We start from the raw sequence: 19,363 nt of genomic DNA on the forward strand, positions 1-19,363 counted from the left end.
GAGCATAAGGTGGCGGGTTTTATCTGCCGGTCACGGAGTGACGCGGCGTAGGTTCAATCAAAACAGACCGAGCGGCGCGGTGCCGTAGCTCACCAGCAGGTTTTTCGTCTGCTGGTAGGCGTTCAGCGCCATTTTGTGGGTTTCGCGCCCGACGCCGGACTGCTTATAGCCGCCAAACGCCGCGTGGGCCGGATAGACGTGGTAGCAGTTTGTCCACACGCGGCCCGCTTTAATCCCGCGCCCCATGCGATAGGCCAGGTTCGTGTCGCGCGTCCAGACGCCGGCCCCGAGGCCAAACTGGGTCTCATTGGCGATCGCCAGCGCTTCCGCTTCATCCTTAAAGGTGGTCACGCCGATTACCGGGCCAAAAATCTCCTCCTGGAAGCTGCGCATATCGTTGCGCCCCTTGATCAGGGTCGGCTGAATATAGTAACCGTTATCCAGCTCCGCGGTGATGCTGGCGCGCTCGCCGCCGGTGAGGATCTGACCGCCTTCTTCGCGAGCAATTTTAATGTACGACAGGATCTTATCGAACTGCTGACGCGAGGCCTGGGCGCCGATCATCGTATCGGTATCAAACGGGTCGCCGCGGCGAATTTGCGCGACTTTCGCCATCACCCGCTCCATAAACGGCTCGTAGATGGATTCATGGATCAGCGCCCGCGACGGGCAGGTGCAAACCTCGCCCTGGTTGAAGAAGCCGAGCACCAGCCCTTCCACCGCCTTCTCAATGAACTCGTCTTCACCCTCCATCACGTCGGCAAAATAGATGTTTGGCGACTTGCCGCCGAGCTCAACGGTACAGGGAATAATATTCTCCGCGGCGCAGGCCATAATATGCCGGCCGACCGGCGTGGAGCCGGTGAAGGCGATTTTGGCGATCCGTTTGCTGGTCGCCAGCGCTTCCCCGGCCTCCTTACCGAATCCCTGCACGACGTTCAGCACGCCCGGCGGGAAGATATCGCCGATAATTTCCAGCAGCAGCGTAATGCTGAGCGGCGTCTGCTCTGCCGGCTTGAGCACCACGCAGTTGCCCGCCGCCAGCGCCGGCGCCAGCTTCCATGCCGCCATCAGCAGCGGGAAGTTCCACGGGATGATCTGCCCCACCACGCCCAGCGGCTCGTGGAAGTGATAGGCCACGGTGGTTTCGTCGATCTCGGCGGTGCTCCCCTCCTGCGCGCGCAGGCAGCCGGCAAAATAGCGGAAGTGATCGACCGCCAGCGGCAGATCGGCGTTCAGCGTTTCGCGAATCGGCTTCCCGTTATCCCAGCTTTCCGCCACCGCCAGGTACTCGAGGTTTTTCTGGATGCGATCGGCAACTTCCAGCAGCAGATTGGAGCGCTGCTGGACCGACGTTTTTCCCCATGCGTCCGCGGCGCGGTGCGCGGCATCAAGGGCAAAATCAATATCTTTGGCATCGGAGCGGGGAAATTGCGCAATGTCGCTACCGTCCACGGGGGAGGTATTCATAAAGAATTCGCCGCCGAGCGGCTCGACAAACTTACCGTCAATATAGTTGCCGTAGGCGGATTTGAGTGAAACTAACGCGCCCGGGGTGCCAGGATGAGCATAACGCATTGCAATCTCCTTCTTGTAGGGTTGAGGCGCAGCGGCGTATTGGTTTTTTGCTCTTGCCTGCTGCATCAACGCTATTGCAGGGGTTGTGCCAGTTTTACCATCCTTTAAAATAATAAATAAAATCAGATAATTAATAGCGAATTCTCGTCTGCATGGCGCCTGCTGCCGCATTGATTTCTGCTTCTGTGTCGCAAATCGCAACACATAAGAAACCGCAAAGCTACAATGTTGCAACATAACTCAGCCGACCATGAGGTGCTCCGTGCAAGGAAACCCGTTTACCCTCGCCCCGGAGGTAACAGCTAATCCGTTGCTCAGCGATTCGTGGTTTCGCAGCCAGCTGTATGGCCTGCAGCCCACGACGGATGACTTCCCGCGCCTGCGATCCGGCGAGCTGGCGGATCTGCTGGCCAGCCATAGCGGGCTGCAGCAGCTCGCGCAGCCGGTGATTAGCGCCCTGTCGCGTAAAGTCGCCGACCTGCAGTCGGTGGTGATCCTCTCCGATGCCAGCGGCCTGGTGCTGCAAACCTTCGGCAACATGCACGCCATGCGCAAGGCGCAGAGCTTTGCTCTCGCGCCGGGAAATTTATGGAGCGAGAGCGGTCGCGGGACCAACGCTATCGGTACCGCGCTGGCGATTGATGACAGCTGTGAAATTGACGGCCGCCAGCATTTTCTCACCAGCAACCAGGATCTCTACTGCGCGGCGATCCCCATTCAGAGCCCCGACGGGCAAATTGCCGGCGTGCTGGATATTTCCGGGCCGGCGCATTTCCCGCACCCGCATACCCTGGGCTGGGTGAAAGAGGCGGCCAAACAGATCGAGTATCTGTGGGTGAAACAGAGCCTGCACCCGCAGCAGTGGCTGATGAGCCTGCACTCTCAGCCGCAAAAGCTCGACAGCGTCGAAGAGCTCCTGCTGGTCTTTTCCGATAACGTGCTCACCGCCGGCAACCGGCTGGCGATGCGCGAGCTGGGGCTGAGCAGCGAGCAGCTAGGCCACATCACCTTCCAGCAGCTCTTTCCGCTGCTGACGCAAACCGCGGTCGCCGTTCCGCTGCCGCTTACCGTCCGGCGACAAAGCTACTATTATCGGTTACGCGCTCCCACCCGCAGCGCCGTGGCGGTGCCGGCCCCTCCGGGCGTCGACCTCCCCTTCGCCAGCCCGCGCGAAGGGGAAAAAATGGTGCGTCTGCTCAATGCCGGTATCGCGCTGTGCATTGAAGGAGAAACGGGATGCGGAAAAGAGTATGTCAGCCGTACGCTGCATCAGCATAGCCGCTGGCGCAGCGGTAAGTTTATCGCCATCAACTGCGCCGCTATTCCCGAATCGCTGATTGAGTCAGAGCTCTTTGGCTATCAGCCGGGCGCCTTCACCGGCGCCAGCAAAAACGGTTATATCGGTAAAATTCGCGAGGCCGATGGCGGCGTGCTGTTCCTGGATGAGATTGGCGATATGCCGATGCTGCTGCAGACGCGGCTGCTGCGCGTGCTGCAGGAAAAAGAGGTCACTCCGCTCGGCGCCAGCCAAAGCTCCCCGGTCAACTTCGCGGTGATCTGTGCGACCCACCGTAACCTGGCGCAGCGCGTCGCCGACGGCGAGTTTCGCGAGGATCTGTTCTATCGCCTGCGGGAATTTGCCTTAACCATTCCGCCGCTGCGCGACTGGCCGGCGCTCCCGGCATTTATCCAGCGGCTATGGCAGGCGCTCGGAGCGGGCCAGCGCCGGGTGCTGCTGTCGCCGGGCCTGCTGGAGAATCTCTCCCGTCAGCCCTGGCCGGGCAACGTGCGGCAGCTGCAAAGCCTGATGAAAGTTCTGCTGGCGCTGGCCGACGACGGCGCCCGCCTCGAGGTCGACGATTTACCCGCAGAGTACCGGGCGGCTCCGGTATCCGCCGCGCCGCGCGGGCTGCAGCAGCATGATAGCCAGCTGATTGCCGATACGCTGACCACCTACAACGGTAATATCAGTAAAGCGGCGCAGGCGCTGGGCGTGGCGCGCAGCACGCTCTATCGCCGGGCCGCGCGATCGGGACGCAATTAACCCTCTGCGGGGCATCGCGCCCCGCGATCGCAGCGACGACGTCAACACACCGCCCTTCTCGCTGGCGTAATCCGCCGCTTTATTTTAGAATAATCTAAATTTAGACAATGCTAAAATAAAGAGATGAATACACCACAGCAGCTGCAGGTCAGCGCCGGGGAAGCCGCGGCCCTGTTAAAAGCAATGAGTAACCCAAACAGGCTGATGATTCTGTGCATGCTTTGCGACGCGCCGAACGCCAGCGCCGGCGAGCTGGCGCAGATTACCGGCCTGAGCCCTTCCGCAACCTCACAGCATCTGGCGCGTATGCGCGACGAAGGCCTCATCGACAGCAGGCGCGAGGCGCAGCGCATCCATTACTTCATCACCGATCCTGCCGTCCAGCAGATTATCGCCACGCTGAAGGCCATCTATTGCCCTTAAGGAGCCGCCATGACTATCGCCACCCTTTCTCCTGAAGAAGCCCGGACGCAAATCGCCCGGGGCGCCAGATTAATTGATATCCGCGACGCCGATGAGTATGCCCGCGAGCACATTCCCGACGCCGAGCTGGTCCCGCTCAGCGCCCTGAACGGCGGAGCCACGCTGCAAGCCACCGCCGATCAGACGATTATTTTCCACTGCCAGGCGGGATCGCGGACGCAAAATAACGCCATTCGCCTGCTGGCCGCCGCCGCTCCGGCGCAGGTCAGGCTGCTGGCCGGCGGTATTCAGGCCTGGAAAGCGGCGGGCCTGCCGGTCAAAGAGGATAAATCCCAGCCGCTACCGCTGATGCGTCAGGTACAGATCGCCGCCGGCGGGCTGATACTCCTCGGCGTAGTGCTGGGATACGGCTTCGGCAGCGGCTTTTTCCTGCTGAGCGCCTTCGTCGGCGTCGGGCTGACCTTCGCCGGTATCACCGGCTTTTGCGGCATGGCGCGGCTGCTGGCCGTGATGCCGTGGAACCGACGCTGAGACCTACTCCTTCAGGTCAGTTGTCTCCTGCCGTTTGGCTGAGCTATGGTTAATATCCGCAATCGCGACGCAGGGTCACGGCAGGTAGCAGGATGAAGCGTCGGATTATTCATGCAGAGGAGAGAGATAATGTATTCACCGGGCGATCTGGTACAGCCGCGAACGGGCGGTCCAAAGCTTAAAGTGGTGGCCGTCGAGGGCGATCAAATTGTCGCCGTGCAGGCCAGCAATGAGCAGGGCGAGAAATTTACCTTCAAATCGGCCGACGTTACGCCCTATACCGAAGACGGCGATTTCGGCGTTTGCTGATATTCACGGTGGGTAGCCCCACCGTGATTAATCTCTCCCGCAGCGAGCCTGCAGCTGCGGGGATAATATTAAATCAGGAAACTCTCCAGCGTTTTACCCGCGGAGATCGCGCGGGCGATTGGCTTCGGCATACGGCCCTGGCCCGTCCAGGTTTTTTCCAGGCCGTTAAAATCGATAAAACGATATTTTGCCGGGCGCGGCCGGCGCGCTTTCTTCGTTCCCGGCGAGGTCTGCTGGCCGAGCAGCTCATCCGGCATAATGCCATCGGCCATCATCAGCTCCAGCCAGGCACTCATTTTTTCCTGATATTCAGCTTTCTGCTCGCGAGCAGCCTGCTGCCGGGCGCGCTTTTCTTCAGTGACGGTCCTGAGCTTTTCCAGCATATCGTCAAGAACGTCAATGGAGAATTCACGCGTCATGACACGCAGCGAGCGGATATTATTCAGTTTGCGTAATATTAAAGACATAAATTTCCAAAAGACTCCGGCTAAAAAACGAAACAAAATTACGCCGCCATTTTAATGGCCGAGGTTATTTATTACCACCCTTAACATTCCCGCATAAATATATAAAGATAATTCCAGTGTGAATTATTTTATACACAAGCTGGACGGCAGGCCTGCGCGGATAGGATCTGTTATAGCGCCGGGCGTTGCGAATTATTCAGATTAGCGCAACGGCAATCTGCTCGCTGAAATTACCCTGAGGGCCGCGTCGCGAAATGGAAAATAACCAGAAGGAGCGCGCGTGCTCCGTCATGCGGATATGGCGAGGATGCGGGGAGCCTTTGCATAATATCGCCAATGGCGAAGCGCGCCGCGCCCGCCAGCTTCTGCATAAGCATTCATTAAAATCGAATGGCAAAAAGGAGTCCGCAACAGCATCTTATGCTGAATTAATCGGCATAATGTGCATAATAAATCTAAAAGTGATAAATATCACACCACTGCCAGAAAAATGCGCTGGACAAGGACTTACCCATCGGGGTTATCTTTTACGCAACATACTTATAACAACAATAACTCACTGATAATTAATGATAAAAATAAAAATCAGCATAAAACTAGCGAAACGCTCAGCGAACACTCTTCCGCAGAGTATTTTATAGACAAAAAGCCATTAAATAAAAATTTACAGCTAGTTGCTACCTTCAAGCCAGAGATATAACCTACTCACATCAAAACATACAGCCCAAAAACGCTATAACAGCGCGCATTTTTTGGCGTAACAGACTTTATTTTCGAGGAGCATACCGATGTTCTCTGCGCAGTCCCGCTTGCGTCATGCGGTAGCAGACACCTTTGCGATGGTCGTGTACTGCACCGTCGTGAACATGATGATCGAGATTTTCCTCTCCGGAATGACTTTTGAGCAGTCGTTATCTTCACGTCTGGTCGCTATTCCGGTAAACATTATTATTGCCGTACCCTACGGTTTTTATCGCGACCGCGCGATGCGCCTGGCGCGCCATATCAGCCCGACAGGCTGGATGAAGAACATTGCCGACGTCGTCGCCTATGTAACCTTCCAGTCGCCGGTGTACGTCGCGATTCTGTTTGTGGTGGGTGCCGACTGGCATCAGATTGCCGCCGCGGTGAGTTCGAATATCGTCATTTCGATGATGATGGGCGCGGCGTATGGCTACTTTCTTGATTACTGCCGCCGCCTGTTCCGCGTCAGCGCCTACCGCCAGGCGAAAGCCTGAGCCCATAGCCAACCAGCGACTGGCAAGCGCCAGTCGCTTTCTGCATTCACATCCTTGTTATCATCCCTCAGCTGCGATCGGTTCGCACATCGATGCGGAAATCCGCTAGTTAATTATGGGACATCGTCGGCTGCGCTTCGCCGAATAAGCCACTCAGAAAGCGCTCAAGCGCAATACGTGAACTGAATCCGTGTGGAATACCATAATGCTGCTGCGCATCACCGGCTAAATAGAGCGGGAACTGCTCGTAATGATCGCAGGTCTTGATATCCGAAGCGGGGTCCGCCAGCGTATTGCTGCGCTCTTTGAGCGCCGGATGAATAATTAAAGCGGTACGCCCCATGCGCGCTTCGCGGTTCACATAAACATAATTATCGCCACGGCGATAGCCGTACGCTTTTTGCGTCACAACATCCATGGTGAAGCCGGCTTTTTCAAGAACACGCGCCACCTCATCGGGTCTTAAATACATACTCATTCCTCGTTATCTTTTACCGCACATTTACCTTACCTTATTCATGATTGGCAGGGCTTTCGGAAAATTCCAGAAACCACGGTTTAAAAGCATAATTCAAAATCTTGTCCTACACTTAATCGCTCTACCCTAAATAATGCAGATTGCAAAGCGACAGCAACGTGAATGCAACCTGAAGTATGGCGGGTATCGATGAAATTAAGGGAGAAATCAATGGCCAACCGTGTGAATCGCAACAATGTAGATGAAAGCGCTGAGGATATTCATAACGATGTCAGCCAATTAGCGGATACGCTGGAAGAAGTGCTGAAATCGTGGGGCAGCGATGCAAAAGACGAAGCGGAGGCTGCGCGGAAAAAGGCGCAGGCATTGCTGAAAGAAACCCGCGCGCGCATCAACGGCAACAACCGCGTGCAGCAGGCCGCACGTGATGCCGTCGGCTGTGCCGACACCTACGTGCGCGACAAACCCTGGCAAAGCGTCGGCGCCGCCGCCGCAGTTGGGCTATTTATTGGCGTATTGCTGAATTTACGCCGATAATATAAACGTAAGACGAAGATAACAAATACGCGTCAACCCCTGTATGCCGTCGGTATGCGGGGGTTTTTTATTTCTCGCCGATAGCCAGCCTGAGCTGACGCACGAGGTCAGCGGCCATCTCTGGTGACGTCAGGTTGGTAAAACTGACCAGCAGCCCTCCCTCCCCGCGGCTTTGCATCCGCCAGTCGCTCAGCGCCTGAACGTCCAGCCCGGCCTCCCTTGCCCGCCGCGCCAGCAGCCGATCGTCGCCGCGCGTCGCAATAACCAGCTGAATGCCGCCCAGCTGCGGAACCACCGCAAAGCCGGCGGCCGAAAGCGCCGACTCCAGCCACTGACGGCGCAGGGCGTAGCTGGCGCGCATTTTTTTCAGATGGCGCCAGAAATGGCCTTCCTGAATAAAATCAGCCAGCGTCTGCTGCCACAGCGTCGGAACGCTGCAGCTCATCAGCTCCGCCTGGCGCCGGAATGCGGGCACCTGCGGCGGGGGAACCACCAGCCACGCGGTGCGCAGCGCGGGGAATAGTGATTTGCTGAACGTCCCGCAGTAGATCACGCGCTGCGGGGCATCGAGGCTTTTCAACGGCGGCAGCGGCTTGCCCCGATAGCGAAACTCGCTATCGTAATCATCTTCGATAATCCAGCCGTCATTTTGCGCCGCCCATGCCAGCAGCTGCCTGCGTCTCGCAAGCGAGAGCGCAACGCCGGTCGGGCTTTGGTGAGCGGGGGTCAGCAGCGCGAAGTGCGCGTCCGGAAAGTGACGCAGCGCGTACTCCACATCCATTCCTTCATCATCCACGGGGACCGGATTAATGATGATATTTTGCCCCGCGATCGTCGGGCGGATAAGCGGAAAACCGGGGTCTTCCATCCACATTGCCTGTCCGGGCCGCGCCAGGGTACGCAGGATCAGCGTCATTGATGCGGCATAGCTGCCGGTCACCAGCACCTGCTCCGGCTGGCACTCAATGCTGCGCGAGAGGCGGAGATAATCGACAATCGCCCGACGAAGGATCGGTTCGCCGCAGGGCTCACCCGGCGCCAGATCGAAGCGGGTTTGCGTGCGCAGGCGGCGGCCCATCACCCGCGCCCACAGGCCGCGCGGGAAAAGATCCAGCGCCGGCAGGCCCATTTTAAACGGCAGGGGCGCTGTCGGCTCGCTGCCCGTCGCCAAACGCGTCGGCGCCTCCTGCTGCGGGCTGAGACGCTCGCTGACGAAGGTTCCCGCCTGGCCGCGCCGTTCGAGCCATCCCTGGGCCACCAGCTCACCCCAGGCATTTTCCACCGTCGCCCGGGATACGCCAAGCTCCTGAGCATATACCCGGCTGGCGGGCAGGCGGCTGCCCGGCGGCAGCTCGCCGCGCTCAATGGCGGATTTGAGCTGGCGGGCGATACGCTGGTAGTGCGGCGCTTTTTTGGCTTCCATCATGGTCTGCTTTTTTCATCAAAATATGGCTATCTTTTGCAGTCCATTATAGTGCTATTTTGACTGCCGTCTTAGAGACTATCTCAACAGACGTCACCGTTGATGTCCGTTTGGGGCCCGCTGCAGGGCCCTGTAGCCAAAGGGATAGCTCTTAATGTGGAGAGAAAAATGAACACACTGCGTCAGCCCTACAATGAACTCAGTCCGGAAGTCTATAACGCGCTGGTACAGGCGAAAGTTGCGCTGGAAAAAAGCGCGCTCGACGGCACGCTGCTGGAACTGGTCTACCTGCGCGTGTCGCAGATTAACGGTTGCGCCTTTTGCCTGGAGATGCACAGTAAAGCGCTGCGCAAATCCGGCGTCGCCCAGGGCCGTCTGGACGCGCTGGCCGGCTGGCGGGTAAGCGCCCACTTTGACGCCGCGGAGCGCGCGGCGCTGGCGTGGGCGGAGTCCGTGACCCACATCGCCAGCAGCCATGCGGAAGATGACGTTTATCTGCCGCTGCTGGAGCATTTTAGCCCCCGTCAGATCAGCGATTTAACCTTCGCCATCAGCCTGATGAACGCCTTTAACCGTCTTGCCGTCAGCATGCGTCTGTAGTTTTACGCCCGGCCGCCCCCGCCCTCACAGGATCGCTCCTTGGGGGTTTTTCTTATTTTAAAACGCTATATATTGCGTGGTTGAACTTTTCTACAACTACATCTAGTATTTCCTGAACAGTTAATCGATACCAACCGCTGCGCCTTTTTGCGCCGTCCTGTTATCTTAAATGGAAATACGAATCATGCGCATTACTATTTACACTAAAAATGACTGCGTTCAGTGCCATGCTACTAAGCGCGCTATGGAGAGCCGCGGCTTTGCCTTCGAGATGGTCAACGTCGAGCATCATCCCGATGCCGCAGAGATGCTGCGCGAGCAGGGCTTTCGCCAGCTGCCGGTGGTGATTGCCGGCGAGACCCGCTGGTCCGGCTTCCGTCCGGATATGATTAATCGCCTGCATCCCGTCACGGCGGCCAGCGCATGAGCCTCATCGTCTACTTCTCCAGCAGCTCCGAAAATACGCATCGGTTCGTCCTGCGTCTGGGGCTGCCCGCGGTGCGCATTCCGCTTAACGAGCGAGAGCGTATCCAGGTAGACGAACCCTATATTCTCATCGTCCCCAGCTACGGCGGCGGCGGTACCGCGGGCGCGGTGCCGCGCCAGGCGATCCGCTTTTTAAACGATCCCCACAATCGTCAGTTAATTCGTGGCGTCATCGCCGCAGGCAACCGCAACTTTGGCGACGCCTACGGCCGGGCCGGCGACGTTATCGCGCAGAAATGCAGCGTGCCGTACCTCTATCGCTTTGAGCTGATGGGTACCCCACAAGATGTCGCTAACGTACGCAAAGGAGTAAGCGAATTTTGGCAACAACAACCGCAGAACGTCTAACCGCAGAGGCGCCGGATTTCCACGCCCTGAACGCCATGCTGAATTTGTACGACAGCAACGGCCGCATTCCGTTTGAAAAGGACCGCCAGGCGGTGGACGCCTTTATGGCGACGCATGTCGACGCCAACACCGTCCCCTTCGCCAGCCAGAACGATAAGCTGGAGTGGCTGATGGCCGAAGGTTACTACGACGCCGGCGTGCTGGCCCGCTACGACCGCCGTTTCGTCCTCGCGCTGTTTGAGCAGGCCCACGGCTACCGTTTCCGCTTCCAGACCTTTCTCGGCGCCTGGAAGTTCTATACCAGCTATACGCTGAAAACCTTCGACGGCAAACGCTACCTTGAACATTTCGCCGATCGCACCTGCATGGTGGCGCTGAGCCTGGCGCAGGGCGACGAAACCCTGGCCCGCCAGCTGACCGATGAGATCCTGAGCGGGCGCTTCCAGCCGGCGACCCCCACCTTCCTTAACGCCGGCAAGCAGCAGCGCGGGGAGCTGGTTTCCTGCTTCCTGCTGCGCATCGAAGACAATATGGAGTCGATTGGCCGGGCGGTAAACTCGGCGCTGCAGCTCTCAAAACGCGGCGGCGGCGTGGCGTTTTTGCTGTCGAACCTGCGCGAGTCCGGGGCGCCGATTAAGCGTATCGAAAACCAGTCGTCGGGGGTGGTGCCGGTGATGAAAATGCTGGAAGACGCCTTCTCCTACGCCAACCAGCTCGGCGCCCGCCAGGGGGCCGGAGCGGTCTACCTGCACGCCCATCATCCGGATATCCTGCGCTTCCTCGACACCAAGCGCGAAAACGCCGATGAAAAAATCCGCATCAAAACCCTGTCGCTCGGCGTCGTTATCCCGGACGTGACCTTCCAGCTGGCGAAAGACGACGCGCAGATGGCGCTGTTCTCACCCTATGACGTCGAGCGGCTGTACGGTAAACCGTTCGGCGATATCGCCGTCAGCGAGATGTACCCGCAGCTGGTCGCCGACGAGCGGGTCAGCAAGCGCTGGATCCGCGCCCGCGATCTGTTCCAGCGGCTGGCGGAGATTCAGTTTGAGTCCGGCTATCCGTACATCATGTTTGAAGATACCGTGAACCGCGCCAACCCGATTGCCGGACGGGTCAACATGAGCAACCTGTGCTCGGAAATTTTGCAGGTCAACACCCCGTCGACCTTTGACGAAAATCTCGATTACGCCAGCGTCGGCGAGGATATCTCCTGCAATCTCGGCTCGTTGAATATCGCCCATACTATGGATTCGCCCGACTTTGCCCGCACGGTTGAAGTCGCCATTCGCGGCCTGACGGCGGTATCCGATATGAGCGATATTCGCTCGGTGCCTTCGGTGGCGGCGGGTAACGCGGCCTCTCACGCCATCGGGCTGGGGCAGATGAACCTGCACGGCTATCTGGCGCGGGAAGGTATCGCCTACGGCAGCCCGGAGGGGCTGGATTTCACCAACCTCTATTTTTACACCGTGACCTGGCATGCGCTGCATACCTCAATGCTGATGGCGCGCGAGCGCGACCAGCGCTTCGCCGGTTTCGCCCGTTCGCGCTACGCCAGCGGCGAGTATTTCCAGCAGTATCTGCAGGGCGACTGGCAGCCGAAAACGGCGAAGGTGCGCGAGCTGTTCGCCCGCGCCGGTATCGCCCTGCCCGACCGTCAAATGTGGCAGCAGCTGCGCGATGACGTGATGCGTTACGGTATCTATAACCGCAACCTGCAGGCGGTGCCGCCCACCGGTTCTATCTCCTATATCAACCATGCGACGTCGAGCATCCATCCGATCGTCTCGAAGATAGAGATCCGCAAAGAGGGCAAAACCGGTCGGGTTTACTATCCGGCTCCGTTTATGACCAATGACAACCTGGAACTGTACCAGGACGCGTATGAAATCGGCCCGCAAAAAATTATCGACACCTACGCCGAGGCCACGCGACATGTCGATCAGGGGCTCTCTTTAACGCTCTTTTTCCCCGATACCGCCACCACCCGCGATATCAACCGGGCGCAGATCTACGCGTGGAAAAAAGGCATTAAGACGCTCTACTACATCCGCCTGCGCCAGCTGGCGCTGGAAGGTACTGAAATTGAGGGCTGCGTGTCCTGCGCGCTGTAAGGAGAACCCGATGACCCATCTATCGCGCATTAGCGCCATTAACTGGAACAAGATTCAGGACGACAAGGATCTGGAGGTGTGGAACCGCCTGACCAGCAACTTCTGGCTACCGGAGAAGGTGCCGCTGTCCAACGATATCCCCGCGTGGCAGACCCTCAGCCCGACGGAGCAGCAGTTGACCATCCGCGTTTTCACCGGCCTGACGCTGCTCGATACCATTCAGAACACCGCGGGCGCGCCGGCGCTGATGAACGACGCCCTCACCCCGCATGAGGAGGCGGTGATGTCGAACATCAGCTTTATGGAGGCGGTGCACGCCCGCTCCTACAGCTCGATTTTCTCCACCCTGTGCCAGACCAAAGACGTCGACGCCGCCTACGCCTGGAGTGAAGAGAACGCCCCGCTCCAGCGCAAAGCCGAGCTGATGCTGGAGTATTATCACGCGGATGAGCCGCTGAAGAAGAAAATCGCCAGCGTATTCCTCGAATCCTTCCTCTTCTATTCCGGATTCTGGCTGCCGATGTACTTCTCCAGCCGCGGTAAGCTAACCAATACCGCCGACCTGATTCGCCTGATCATCCGCGACGAGGCGGTGCACGGATATTACATCGGCTACAAATATCAAAAAGGGCTGGAAAAAGTCAGCGCCGAAAAGCGGGAGGAGTTGAAGAATTTCGCCCTCGATCTGCTGATGGATCTCTACGATAACGAGCTGGCCTATACCCATGAACTGTACGCCGACAGCGGCTGGGCTGAGGAGGTCACCGCCTTCCTGTGCTACAACGCCAACAAGGCGCTGATGAACCTGGGCTATGAGGCGCTATTCCCGGCGGAAATGGCCGCGGTCAATCCGGCGATCCTCGCCGCGCTCTCGCCAAACGCCGATGAAAACCACGACTTTTTCTCTGGCTCAGGATCGTCCTACGTGATGGGTAAAACGGAAGAAACCGCCGACGCCGATTGGGACTTTTAACCTTACTTTCACCAGGAATATATTCACTTGATTCCTGGTGATCTATTTCACATTATTTCCATTCATCACACCATTATCTGTTCTGACATTTTCAGGAAATCCTCTCGTAATATTTAGTAGAAATCCCGTGATTTTGACAATAATTCTCCGGTAAGCATTAAAAAATATCACTACGGCGTAATCAACGCTCAGCCCTTATATCACGGGGAATGCGCGGCATTGCTGCCGCGCCATATCCTCCCGCCGCGGACATTGAGGGTTGTCACAGAATCTGAGTATGTTAGGGTGTAAACAGGTAAATATCTCCACCAGGTACTATATCGACATAATACAAATAACGGGAAACTCTCTATTGCATGGCAATTAAATTAGAAATAAAGAATCTCTATAAGATATTTGGCGAGCATCCGCAGCGAGCGTTCAAATATATTGAAAAAGGATTTACTAAAGAACAACTGCTGGAAAAAACGGGGCTTTCACTTGGCGTAAAAGACGCCAGTCTGACCATTGAAGAAGGCGAGATATTCGTCATCATGGGGCTTTCCGGATCGGGAAAATCCACCATGGTTCGCCTTCTCAATCGCCTGATTGAACCCACCCGCGGACAGGTGCTGATTGACGGCGTGGATATCGCCAAAATCTCAGAATCCGAGCTGCGCGAGGTGCGCAGAAAAAAGATCGCAATGGTTTTTCAATCATTTGCGCTGATGCCGCATATGACCGTGCTGGACAATGCCGCCTTTGGCATGGAGCTGGCGGGCCTCTCCACCCAGCAACGCCAGGAGAAAGCGCTGGAGGCGCTGCGCCAGGTCGGTCTGGAAAACTACGCTCATGCCTGGCCGGATGAACTCTCCGGCGGGATGCGCCAACGCGTCGGGCTCGCCCGCGCGCTGGCGATTAACCCCGATATCTTATTAATGGATGAAGCCTTCTCGGCCCTCGATCCCTTAATTCGTACCGAAATGCAGGATGAGCTGACAAAATTACAGGCCAAACACCAGCGCACCGTGGTCTTTATTTCCCACGATCTTGATGAAGCCATGCGCATCGGTGACCGGATTGCCATCATGCAAAATGGCGAAGTTATTCAGGTCGGTACTCCGGATGAAATCCTGAATAATCCGGCCAATGATTACGTGAAAACCTTCTTCCGCGGCGTCGATATTAGCCAGGTATTCAGCGCCAAGGATATTGCCCGCCGTAGCCCGGTAGGCTTAATTCGTAAAACGCCGGGATTTGGCCCCCGTTCGGCGCTGAAATTGTTGCAGGATGAAGACCGCGAATATGGTTATGTGATTGAACGCGGTAATAAGTTTGTCGGCATTGTCTCCATTGATTCACTGAAATCCGCGCTGAGCGAAGGTCAAGGAATTGATGCGGCGTTACTCGACTCCCCGCAGGCGGTGGATGCGCAAACGTCGCTTAGCGACCTGCTCTCCCACGTAGGCCAGGCACCGTGCGCGGTGCCGGTTGTGGATGAAGGGCATCAGTATATCGGCATCATTTCTAAACGAATGCTGCTGCAGGCTTTAGATCGCGAGGGGACAAACAATGGCTGATCAATCTAACCCGTGGGATACCGCACCGGCGGCGGATAGCGCCGCCCAATCTGCCGATGCCTGGGGCACTCCGGCCGCCGCGCCGACCGACGGCGGCGGTGCCGACTGGCTGACCAGCGCGCCGCAGGCGCAGCCGGAACATTTCAACATCATGGACCCGTTCCATAAGACGCTGATCCCGCTGGATAGCTGGGTGACGCACGGTATCGACTGGATAGTGATCCACTTCCGCCCGCTGTTCCAGGGGATCCGCGTGCCGGTGGACTACATACTCAGCGCCTTCCAGCAGCTGCTGTTAGGGATGCCCGCTCCGGTGGCGATTGTGATATTCGCCCTGATCGCCTGGCAGATCTCCAGCGTCGGAATGGGCGTCGCCACGCTGATCTCGCTGGTGGCTATCGGCGCTATCGGCGCCTGGTCGCAGGCGATGGTCACCCTGGCGCTGGTTCTGACCGCCCTGCTGTTCTGTATGCTGATCGGCCTGCCGCTGGGGATTTGGCTGGCGCGCAGCCCGCGCGCGGCAAAAATTATCCGTCCGCTGCTCGACGCCATGCAGACCACTCCGGCGTTCGTCTACCTGGTGCCAATCGTCATGCTGTTCGGGATCGGTAACGTTCCAGGCGTGGTGGTGACCATTATCTTTGCCCTGCCGCCCATCGTGCGTCTGACCATTCTGGGGATTAACCAGGTGCCGGCCGATCTGATTGAGGCATCGCGCTCCTTCGGCGCCAGCCCGCGCCAGCTGCTGTTTAAAGTTCAGCTGCCGCTGGCGATGCCGACCATTATGGCCGGGGTCAACCAGACGCTGATGCTGGCGCTCTCGATGGTGGTTATCGCCTCGATGATCGCCGTCGGCGGTCTCGGCCAGATGGTACTGCGCGGGATCGGCCGTCTTGATATGGGCCTGGCCAGCGTGGGCGGCGTCGGGATTGTTATCCTCGCCATCATTCTTGACCGCCTGACCCAGGCCGTTGGGCGCGACTCCCGCAGCCGCGGCAGCCGCCGCTGGTACACCACCGGGCCGCTGGGGCTGATCACTCGTCCTTTCAGTAAATAACCTTCTCATTGCCCGGCGGCATTGCGCCTGCCGGGCCAGCAGTCATCCTTTCATATTTATGAGGAACAACGATGCGACATACAGCGATTCTTGCCACAGCGTTCACCGCACTCATTTCCACCGGCGCCTTTGCCGCCGATCTGCCGGGTAAAGGCATCACCGTAAAACCGATTCAGAGCACCATCACCGAAGAGACCTTCCAGACCCTGCTGGTCAGCCGCGCGCTGGAGAAGCTGGGCTACACCGTCGATAAGCCGAGTGAAGTTGACTATAACGTCGGCTACACCTCGCTCGCCTCCGGCGACGCCACCTTTACCGCCGTTAACTGGCAGCCGCTGCATGACGACATGTACGCCGCCGCCGGCGGGGACAAGAGCTTCTACCGCGAAGGCGTTTTTGTTAACGGCGCCGCGCAGGGCTATCTGATTGATAAGAAAACCGCCGAGCAGTATCACATTAAATCTATCGATCAGCTGAAAGACCCGAAAATCGCCAAACTGTTTGATACTAACGGCGATGGTAAGGCCGATCTCACCGGCTGTACGCCGGGCTGGGGCTGTGAAGCGGTGATTAACCACCAGATTGATGCCTATGGCCTGAGCAACACCGTGGTGCACAACCAGGGCAACTATGCCGCGATGATGGCCGATACCATCGCTCGCTATAAAGAAGGCAAGCCGGTGATTTACTACACCTGGACGCCGTACTGGGTCAGCGACGTGCTGAAACCGGGTAAAGATGTGGTCTGGCTGCAGGTGCCGTTCTCCTCCCTGCCAGGCGTACAGAAGAACATCGACACCAAACTGGCTAACGGCGCGAACTACGGCTTCCCGGTCAGCACCATGCATATTGTGGCCAACAAAGCCTGGGCCGAGAAAAACCCGGCGGCGGCGAAGCTGTTCAGTATCATGAAGCTGCCGATTGCCGACATTAACGCCGAAAACGCCATGATGCATGCAGGCCACGCTTCGGAAGCGGATATCCAGGGCCACGTTGACGGCTGGATCAAAGCCCACCAGCAGCAGTTTGACGGCTGGCTGAAAGAGGCGCTGGCGGCGCAGAAATAATCCGCCCTCGTCAGAATGCCATGTCGCTCCGGCGTGCGTTATGCCGCCGGAGGTTCCCGGGTTTCGCCTTCTGCGCCCTGCCCGGGCACCGCTTCTCTTTCGCTATTCCACAAAACCACCTCCGCTCCTGCCGCCTCAGTATCTCCCGTCGCTAATGTGCGCTAACCTACGAACCGGCAAAGAGATTTTATTCCTGGCTATAGGTTTAACGTATCAATTGTAGTCAATAATTCATTTGATTTATTTGTCACAATAGTTATTATATCGGCTGTAATTAATGAGGTCATACCCAAATGGATAGTTCGTTTACTCCCATTGAGCAAATGCTCAAATTCCGCGCCAGCCGTCACGAAGATTTCCCTTTCCAGGAGATTCTGTTAACTCGCCTCTGCATGCACATGCAAGGTAAGCTACTGGAAAATCGCAATAAAATGCTGAAAGCGCAGGGAATTAACGAGACATTATTTATGGCGCTGATCACCCTGGAATCTCAGGAAAACCACAGCATTCAGCCCTCCGAGCTGAGCTGCGCCCTGGGGTCGTCACGCACCAACGCCACGCGCATTGCCGACGAGCTGGAAAAACGCGGCTGGATTGAACGCCGTGAAAGCGATAACGATCGCCGCTGTCTGCATCTGCAGCTTACCGACAAAGGTCATCAGTTTTTGCGTGAGGTTCTGCCTCCGCAGCACAACTGCCTGCATCAGCTCTGGTCTTCTTTAAGCACCAGCGAAAAAGATCAGCTCGAGCACATCACCCGTAAACTGCTTGGTCGCCTTGACCAGATGGAAGAGGACGGTGTGCTTGCGGAGTCTCTGCGCTAAGCACGGAACCGCTCGAAATCTTTCTGAATTGACAAGGAAAAACAGACCAGGCCAGCAGATCTTCTGCTGGCCTTTCTGATAAACAGGTCGGCCCAGCCGATGTGAAATAATAAGATCGTGGAGAATAACATGAGCGCAAATGCGGAGAGCCAAACCCCGCAGCAACCGGGCAGCAAGAAAGGGAAGCGCAAAGGTGCCCTTCTGTTGCTGACATTGCTCTTTATTATTGTTGCCGTGGCATATGGGATTTATTGGTTTTTGGTACTGCGTCATTATGAAGAGACCGATGACGCATATGTGGCAGGGAATCAGGTACAGATTATGGCGCAGGTGTCCGGCAGCGTGACGAAAGTCTGGGCCGACAACACCGATTTTGTGCAGAAAGGCGATCCTTTGGTCACCCTCGACCAGACCGATGCCCAGCAGGCGTTTGAGAAAGCGCAAACCCAGCTGGCCGCCAGCGTGCGTCAAACCCGTCAGTCGATGATCAACAGCAAGCAGCTGCAGGCCAATATCGACGTCAAAAAAACCGCGCTCTCGCAGGCGCAAACCGACCTCAACCGCCGTATCCCCCTGGGAGCCGCTAACCTGATCGGCCGCGAGGAGCTGCAGCACGCTCGCGATACCGTCGCCAGCGCCCAGGCCGAGCTCGACGTGGCGGTGCAGCAGTTTAACGCCAACCAGGCCATCGTTTTGGGGACCCGCCTTGAGCAGCAGCCTGCCGTTCTGCAGGCGGCCACCGACGTCCGTAACGCCTGGCTGGCCCTGCAGCGTACGCAGATCGTCAGCCCGATTAGCGGCTACGTTTCCCGTCGTTCGGTACAGCCCGGCGCGCAGATAAGCCCGACCACCCCGCTAATGGCGGTCGTTCCGGCGACGAATCTGTGGGTCGACGCCAACTTTAAAGAGACCCAGCTGGCGCATATGCGCATCGGCCAACCGGCCACCGTAATCAGCGATATCTACGGCGACGATGTGAAATACACCGGTAAGGTCGTAGGGCTGGATATGGGGACCGGTAGCGCCTTCTCCCTGCTGCCGGCGCAGAACGCCACCGGGAACTGGATTAAAGTCGTCCAGCGTCTGCCGGTGCGTATTGAGCTCGATGAGAAGCAGCTGGCGGCGCACCCGCTACGTATTGGCCTCTCTACGCTGGTTGAAGTGGATACCTCCAACCGCGACGGCGAGATACTGGCGAACGAGACGCGTAAGTCTCCGGCGTATGAAAGTAATGCCCGTGAAATCGCTCTCGACCCGGTAGACAAACTGATCAACGGCATCATCCAGGCTAACGCCGGATAATT

Annotated in this window: 20 protein-coding genes; 16 read left to right on the plus strand and 4 right to left on the minus strand. The window is 57.5% G+C overall.

Going from position 1 to position 19,363, the window contains the following annotated elements:
- Positions 1 to 57 precede the first annotated feature (57 nt).
- Entirely contained in the window at positions 58 to 1,578 is a 1,521-nt protein-coding gene (locus tag NWP14_RS20390; RefSeq protein WP_095098313.1) for an aldehyde dehydrogenase family protein, read from the minus strand.
- 262 nt (positions 1,579 to 1,840) lie between these two features.
- Between NWP14_RS20390 and NWP14_RS20395 the strand changes: the two genes are divergently transcribed.
- From NWP14_RS20395 to NWP14_RS20410, 4 genes are all read left to right on the plus strand, one after another.
- On the plus strand, positions 1,841 to 3,622 hold the full coding sequence (locus NWP14_RS20395) for a sigma-54-dependent Fis family transcriptional regulator (protein ID WP_331833939.1): 1,782 nt from the start codon (positions 1,841 to 1,843) through the stop codon (positions 3,620 to 3,622).
- 123 nt (positions 3,623 to 3,745) lie between these two features.
- Positions 3,746 to 4,045, plus strand: coding sequence for a metalloregulator ArsR/SmtB family transcription factor (locus NWP14_RS20400; protein ID WP_346430822.1), 300 nt, complete (start codon positions 3,746 to 3,748; stop codon positions 4,043 to 4,045).
- Between the two features lie 9 nt (positions 4,046 to 4,054).
- Positions 4,055 to 4,576 (plus strand): rhodanese family protein, encoded by a 522-nt coding sequence (locus NWP14_RS20405; protein ID WP_095098322.1) that lies wholly within the window; start codon positions 4,055 to 4,057, stop codon positions 4,574 to 4,576.
- Between the two features lie 129 nt (positions 4,577 to 4,705).
- Positions 4,706 to 4,885, plus strand: coding sequence for a hypothetical protein (locus NWP14_RS20410; protein WP_331833944.1), 180 nt, complete (start codon positions 4,706 to 4,708; stop codon positions 4,883 to 4,885).
- Between the two features lie 68 nt (positions 4,886 to 4,953).
- Here the strand turns inward: NWP14_RS20410 and stpA are convergent, their stop codons facing one another.
- The gene (gene stpA / locus NWP14_RS20415) at positions 4,954 to 5,352 is read right to left on the minus strand and encodes a DNA-binding protein StpA (RefSeq protein ID WP_375215885.1); all 399 of its coding nucleotides are present in this window, start codon (positions 5,350 to 5,352) and stop codon (positions 4,954 to 4,956) included.
- Between the two features lie 788 nt (positions 5,353 to 6,140).
- Here stpA and alaE point away from each other — a divergent pair.
- Positions 6,141 to 6,590 carry an L-alanine exporter AlaE gene (gene alaE, locus NWP14_RS20420; RefSeq protein ID WP_095098329.1) on the plus strand — a complete coding sequence of 150 codons (450 nt, stop codon included), beginning with the start codon at positions 6,141 to 6,143 and terminating at the stop codon, positions 6,588 to 6,590.
- 109 nt (positions 6,591 to 6,699) lie between these two features.
- Here alaE and NWP14_RS20425 read toward each other — a convergent pair whose 3' ends face one another.
- Positions 6,700 to 7,062, minus strand: coding sequence for a DUF2002 family protein (locus NWP14_RS20425; RefSeq protein ID WP_331833947.1), 363 nt, complete (start codon positions 7,060 to 7,062; stop codon positions 6,700 to 6,702).
- A 216-nt stretch (positions 7,063 to 7,278) separates the two neighbouring features.
- Here NWP14_RS20425 and NWP14_RS20430 point away from each other — a divergent pair, with 216 nt between their 5' ends.
- A complete protein-coding gene (locus NWP14_RS20430) occupies positions 7,279 to 7,605 on the plus strand; it encodes a DUF883 family protein (RefSeq protein WP_095098335.1) in 327 nt (108 codons plus the stop codon).
- Positions 7,606 to 7,672: 67 nt separating this feature from the next.
- On the opposite strand, the gene NWP14_RS20435 is transcribed toward NWP14_RS20430, so the two are convergent.
- A complete protein-coding gene (locus NWP14_RS20435) occupies positions 7,673 to 9,028 on the minus strand; it encodes a PLP-dependent aminotransferase family protein (RefSeq protein WP_375215974.1) in 1,356 nt (451 codons plus the stop codon).
- Between the two features lie 168 nt (positions 9,029 to 9,196).
- Between NWP14_RS20435 and NWP14_RS20440 the strand changes: the two genes are divergently transcribed.
- The 10 genes from NWP14_RS20440 (at position 9,197) to emrA (ending at position 19,361) form a co-directional block, all read left to right on the plus strand.
- Positions 9,197 to 9,628, plus strand: coding sequence for a carboxymuconolactone decarboxylase family protein (locus tag NWP14_RS20440; RefSeq protein WP_375215886.1), 432 nt, complete (start codon positions 9,197 to 9,199; stop codon positions 9,626 to 9,628).
- A 184-nt stretch (positions 9,629 to 9,812) separates the two neighbouring features.
- Positions 9,813 to 10,055: a glutaredoxin-like protein NrdH gene (gene nrdH / locus NWP14_RS20445; RefSeq protein ID WP_095098344.1), complete on the plus strand. Its 243-nt coding sequence runs from the start codon at positions 9,813 to 9,815 to the stop codon at positions 10,053 to 10,055.
- On the plus strand, positions 10,052 to 10,462 hold the full coding sequence (gene nrdI, locus NWP14_RS20450; RefSeq protein WP_095098347.1) for a class Ib ribonucleoside-diphosphate reductase assembly flavoprotein NrdI: 411 nt from the start codon (positions 10,052 to 10,054) through the stop codon (positions 10,460 to 10,462). The genes nrdH and nrdI overlap by 4 nt, the downstream gene beginning before the upstream one ends.
- On the plus strand, positions 10,435 to 12,579 hold the full coding sequence (gene nrdE / locus NWP14_RS20455; protein WP_095098350.1) for a class 1b ribonucleoside-diphosphate reductase subunit alpha: 2,145 nt from the start codon (positions 10,435 to 10,437) through the stop codon (positions 12,577 to 12,579). The genes nrdI and nrdE overlap by 28 nt, the downstream gene beginning before the upstream one ends.
- A 10-nt stretch (positions 12,580 to 12,589) precedes the next feature.
- Entirely contained in the window at positions 12,590 to 13,552 is a 963-nt protein-coding gene (gene nrdF / locus NWP14_RS20460) for a class 1b ribonucleoside-diphosphate reductase subunit beta (protein ID WP_095098353.1), read from the plus strand.
- A 356-nt stretch (positions 13,553 to 13,908) separates the two neighbouring features.
- Positions 13,909 to 15,111, plus strand: a complete 1,203-nt coding sequence (proV, locus tag NWP14_RS20465) for a glycine betaine/L-proline ABC transporter ATP-binding protein ProV (RefSeq protein WP_095098356.1) — start codon at positions 13,909 to 13,911, stop codon at positions 15,109 to 15,111.
- Positions 15,104 to 16,168 (plus strand): glycine betaine/L-proline ABC transporter permease ProW, encoded by a 1,065-nt coding sequence (gene proW, locus NWP14_RS20470; protein WP_331833955.1) that lies wholly within the window; start codon positions 15,104 to 15,106, stop codon positions 16,166 to 16,168. Before proV ends, proW begins: the two co-directional genes overlap by 8 nt.
- 71 nt (positions 16,169 to 16,239) lie before the next feature.
- Positions 16,240 to 17,235 (plus strand): glycine betaine/L-proline ABC transporter substrate-binding protein ProX, encoded by a 996-nt coding sequence (gene proX, locus NWP14_RS20475; RefSeq protein ID WP_331833957.1) that lies wholly within the window; start codon positions 16,240 to 16,242, stop codon positions 17,233 to 17,235.
- 293 nt (positions 17,236 to 17,528) lie between these two features.
- Positions 17,529 to 18,059, plus strand: coding sequence for a transcriptional repressor MprA (mprA, locus tag NWP14_RS20480; RefSeq protein ID WP_041146855.1), 531 nt, complete (start codon positions 17,529 to 17,531; stop codon positions 18,057 to 18,059).
- A 129-nt stretch (positions 18,060 to 18,188) separates the two neighbouring features.
- A complete protein-coding gene (gene emrA, locus NWP14_RS20485; RefSeq protein WP_331833960.1) occupies positions 18,189 to 19,361 on the plus strand; it encodes a multidrug efflux MFS transporter periplasmic adaptor subunit EmrA in 1,173 nt (390 codons plus the stop codon).
- Positions 19,362 to 19,363 lie beyond the last annotated feature (2 nt).

Origin of the sequence: Klebsiella sp. C349492 (assembly GCF_042055345.1) — a bacterium.
Lineage (GTDB): Bacteria > Pseudomonadota > Gammaproteobacteria > Enterobacterales > Enterobacteriaceae > Klebsiella > Klebsiella scottii.

Coding starts and splice junctions, on each gene's coding strand:
- NWP14_RS20390 (WP_095098313.1), bottom strand. CDS start 1,578: ATGCGTTATGCTCATCCTGGCACCCCGGGCGCGTTAGTTTCACTCAAA.
- NWP14_RS20400 (WP_346430822.1), top strand. CDS start 3,746: ATGAATACACCACAGCAGCTGCAGGTCAGCGCCGGGGAAGCCGCGGCC.
- NWP14_RS20405 (WP_095098322.1), top strand. CDS start 4,055: ATGACTATCGCCACCCTTTCTCCTGAAGAAGCCCGGACGCAAATCGCC.
- NWP14_RS20410 (WP_331833944.1), top strand. CDS start 4,706: ATGTATTCACCGGGCGATCTGGTACAGCCGCGAACGGGCGGTCCAAAG.
- stpA (WP_375215885.1), bottom strand. CDS start 5,352: ATGTCTTTAATATTACGCAAACTGAATAATATCCGCTCGCTGCGTGTC.
- alaE (WP_095098329.1), top strand. CDS start 6,141: ATGTTCTCTGCGCAGTCCCGCTTGCGTCATGCGGTAGCAGACACCTTT.
- NWP14_RS20425 (WP_331833947.1), bottom strand. CDS start 7,062: ATGTATTTAAGACCCGATGAGGTGGCGCGTGTTCTTGAAAAAGCCGGC.
- NWP14_RS20430 (WP_095098335.1), top strand. CDS start 7,279: ATGGCCAACCGTGTGAATCGCAACAATGTAGATGAAAGCGCTGAGGAT.
- NWP14_RS20435 (WP_375215974.1), bottom strand. CDS start 9,028: ATGGAAGCCAAAAAAGCGCCGCACTACCAGCGTATCGCCCGCCAGCTC.
- NWP14_RS20440 (WP_375215886.1), top strand. CDS start 9,197: ATGAACACACTGCGTCAGCCCTACAATGAACTCAGTCCGGAAGTCTAT.
- nrdH (WP_095098344.1), top strand. CDS start 9,813: ATGCGCATTACTATTTACACTAAAAATGACTGCGTTCAGTGCCATGCT.
- nrdI (WP_095098347.1), top strand. CDS start 10,052: ATGAGCCTCATCGTCTACTTCTCCAGCAGCTCCGAAAATACGCATCGG.
- nrdF (WP_095098353.1), top strand. CDS start 12,590: ATGACCCATCTATCGCGCATTAGCGCCATTAACTGGAACAAGATTCAG.
- proV (WP_095098356.1), top strand. CDS start 13,909: ATGGCAATTAAATTAGAAATAAAGAATCTCTATAAGATATTTGGCGAG.
- proW (WP_331833955.1), top strand. CDS start 15,104: ATGGCTGATCAATCTAACCCGTGGGATACCGCACCGGCGGCGGATAGC.
- proX (WP_331833957.1), top strand. CDS start 16,240: ATGCGACATACAGCGATTCTTGCCACAGCGTTCACCGCACTCATTTCC.
- mprA (WP_041146855.1), top strand. CDS start 17,529: ATGGATAGTTCGTTTACTCCCATTGAGCAAATGCTCAAATTCCGCGCC.
- emrA (WP_331833960.1), top strand. CDS start 18,189: ATGAGCGCAAATGCGGAGAGCCAAACCCCGCAGCAACCGGGCAGCAAG.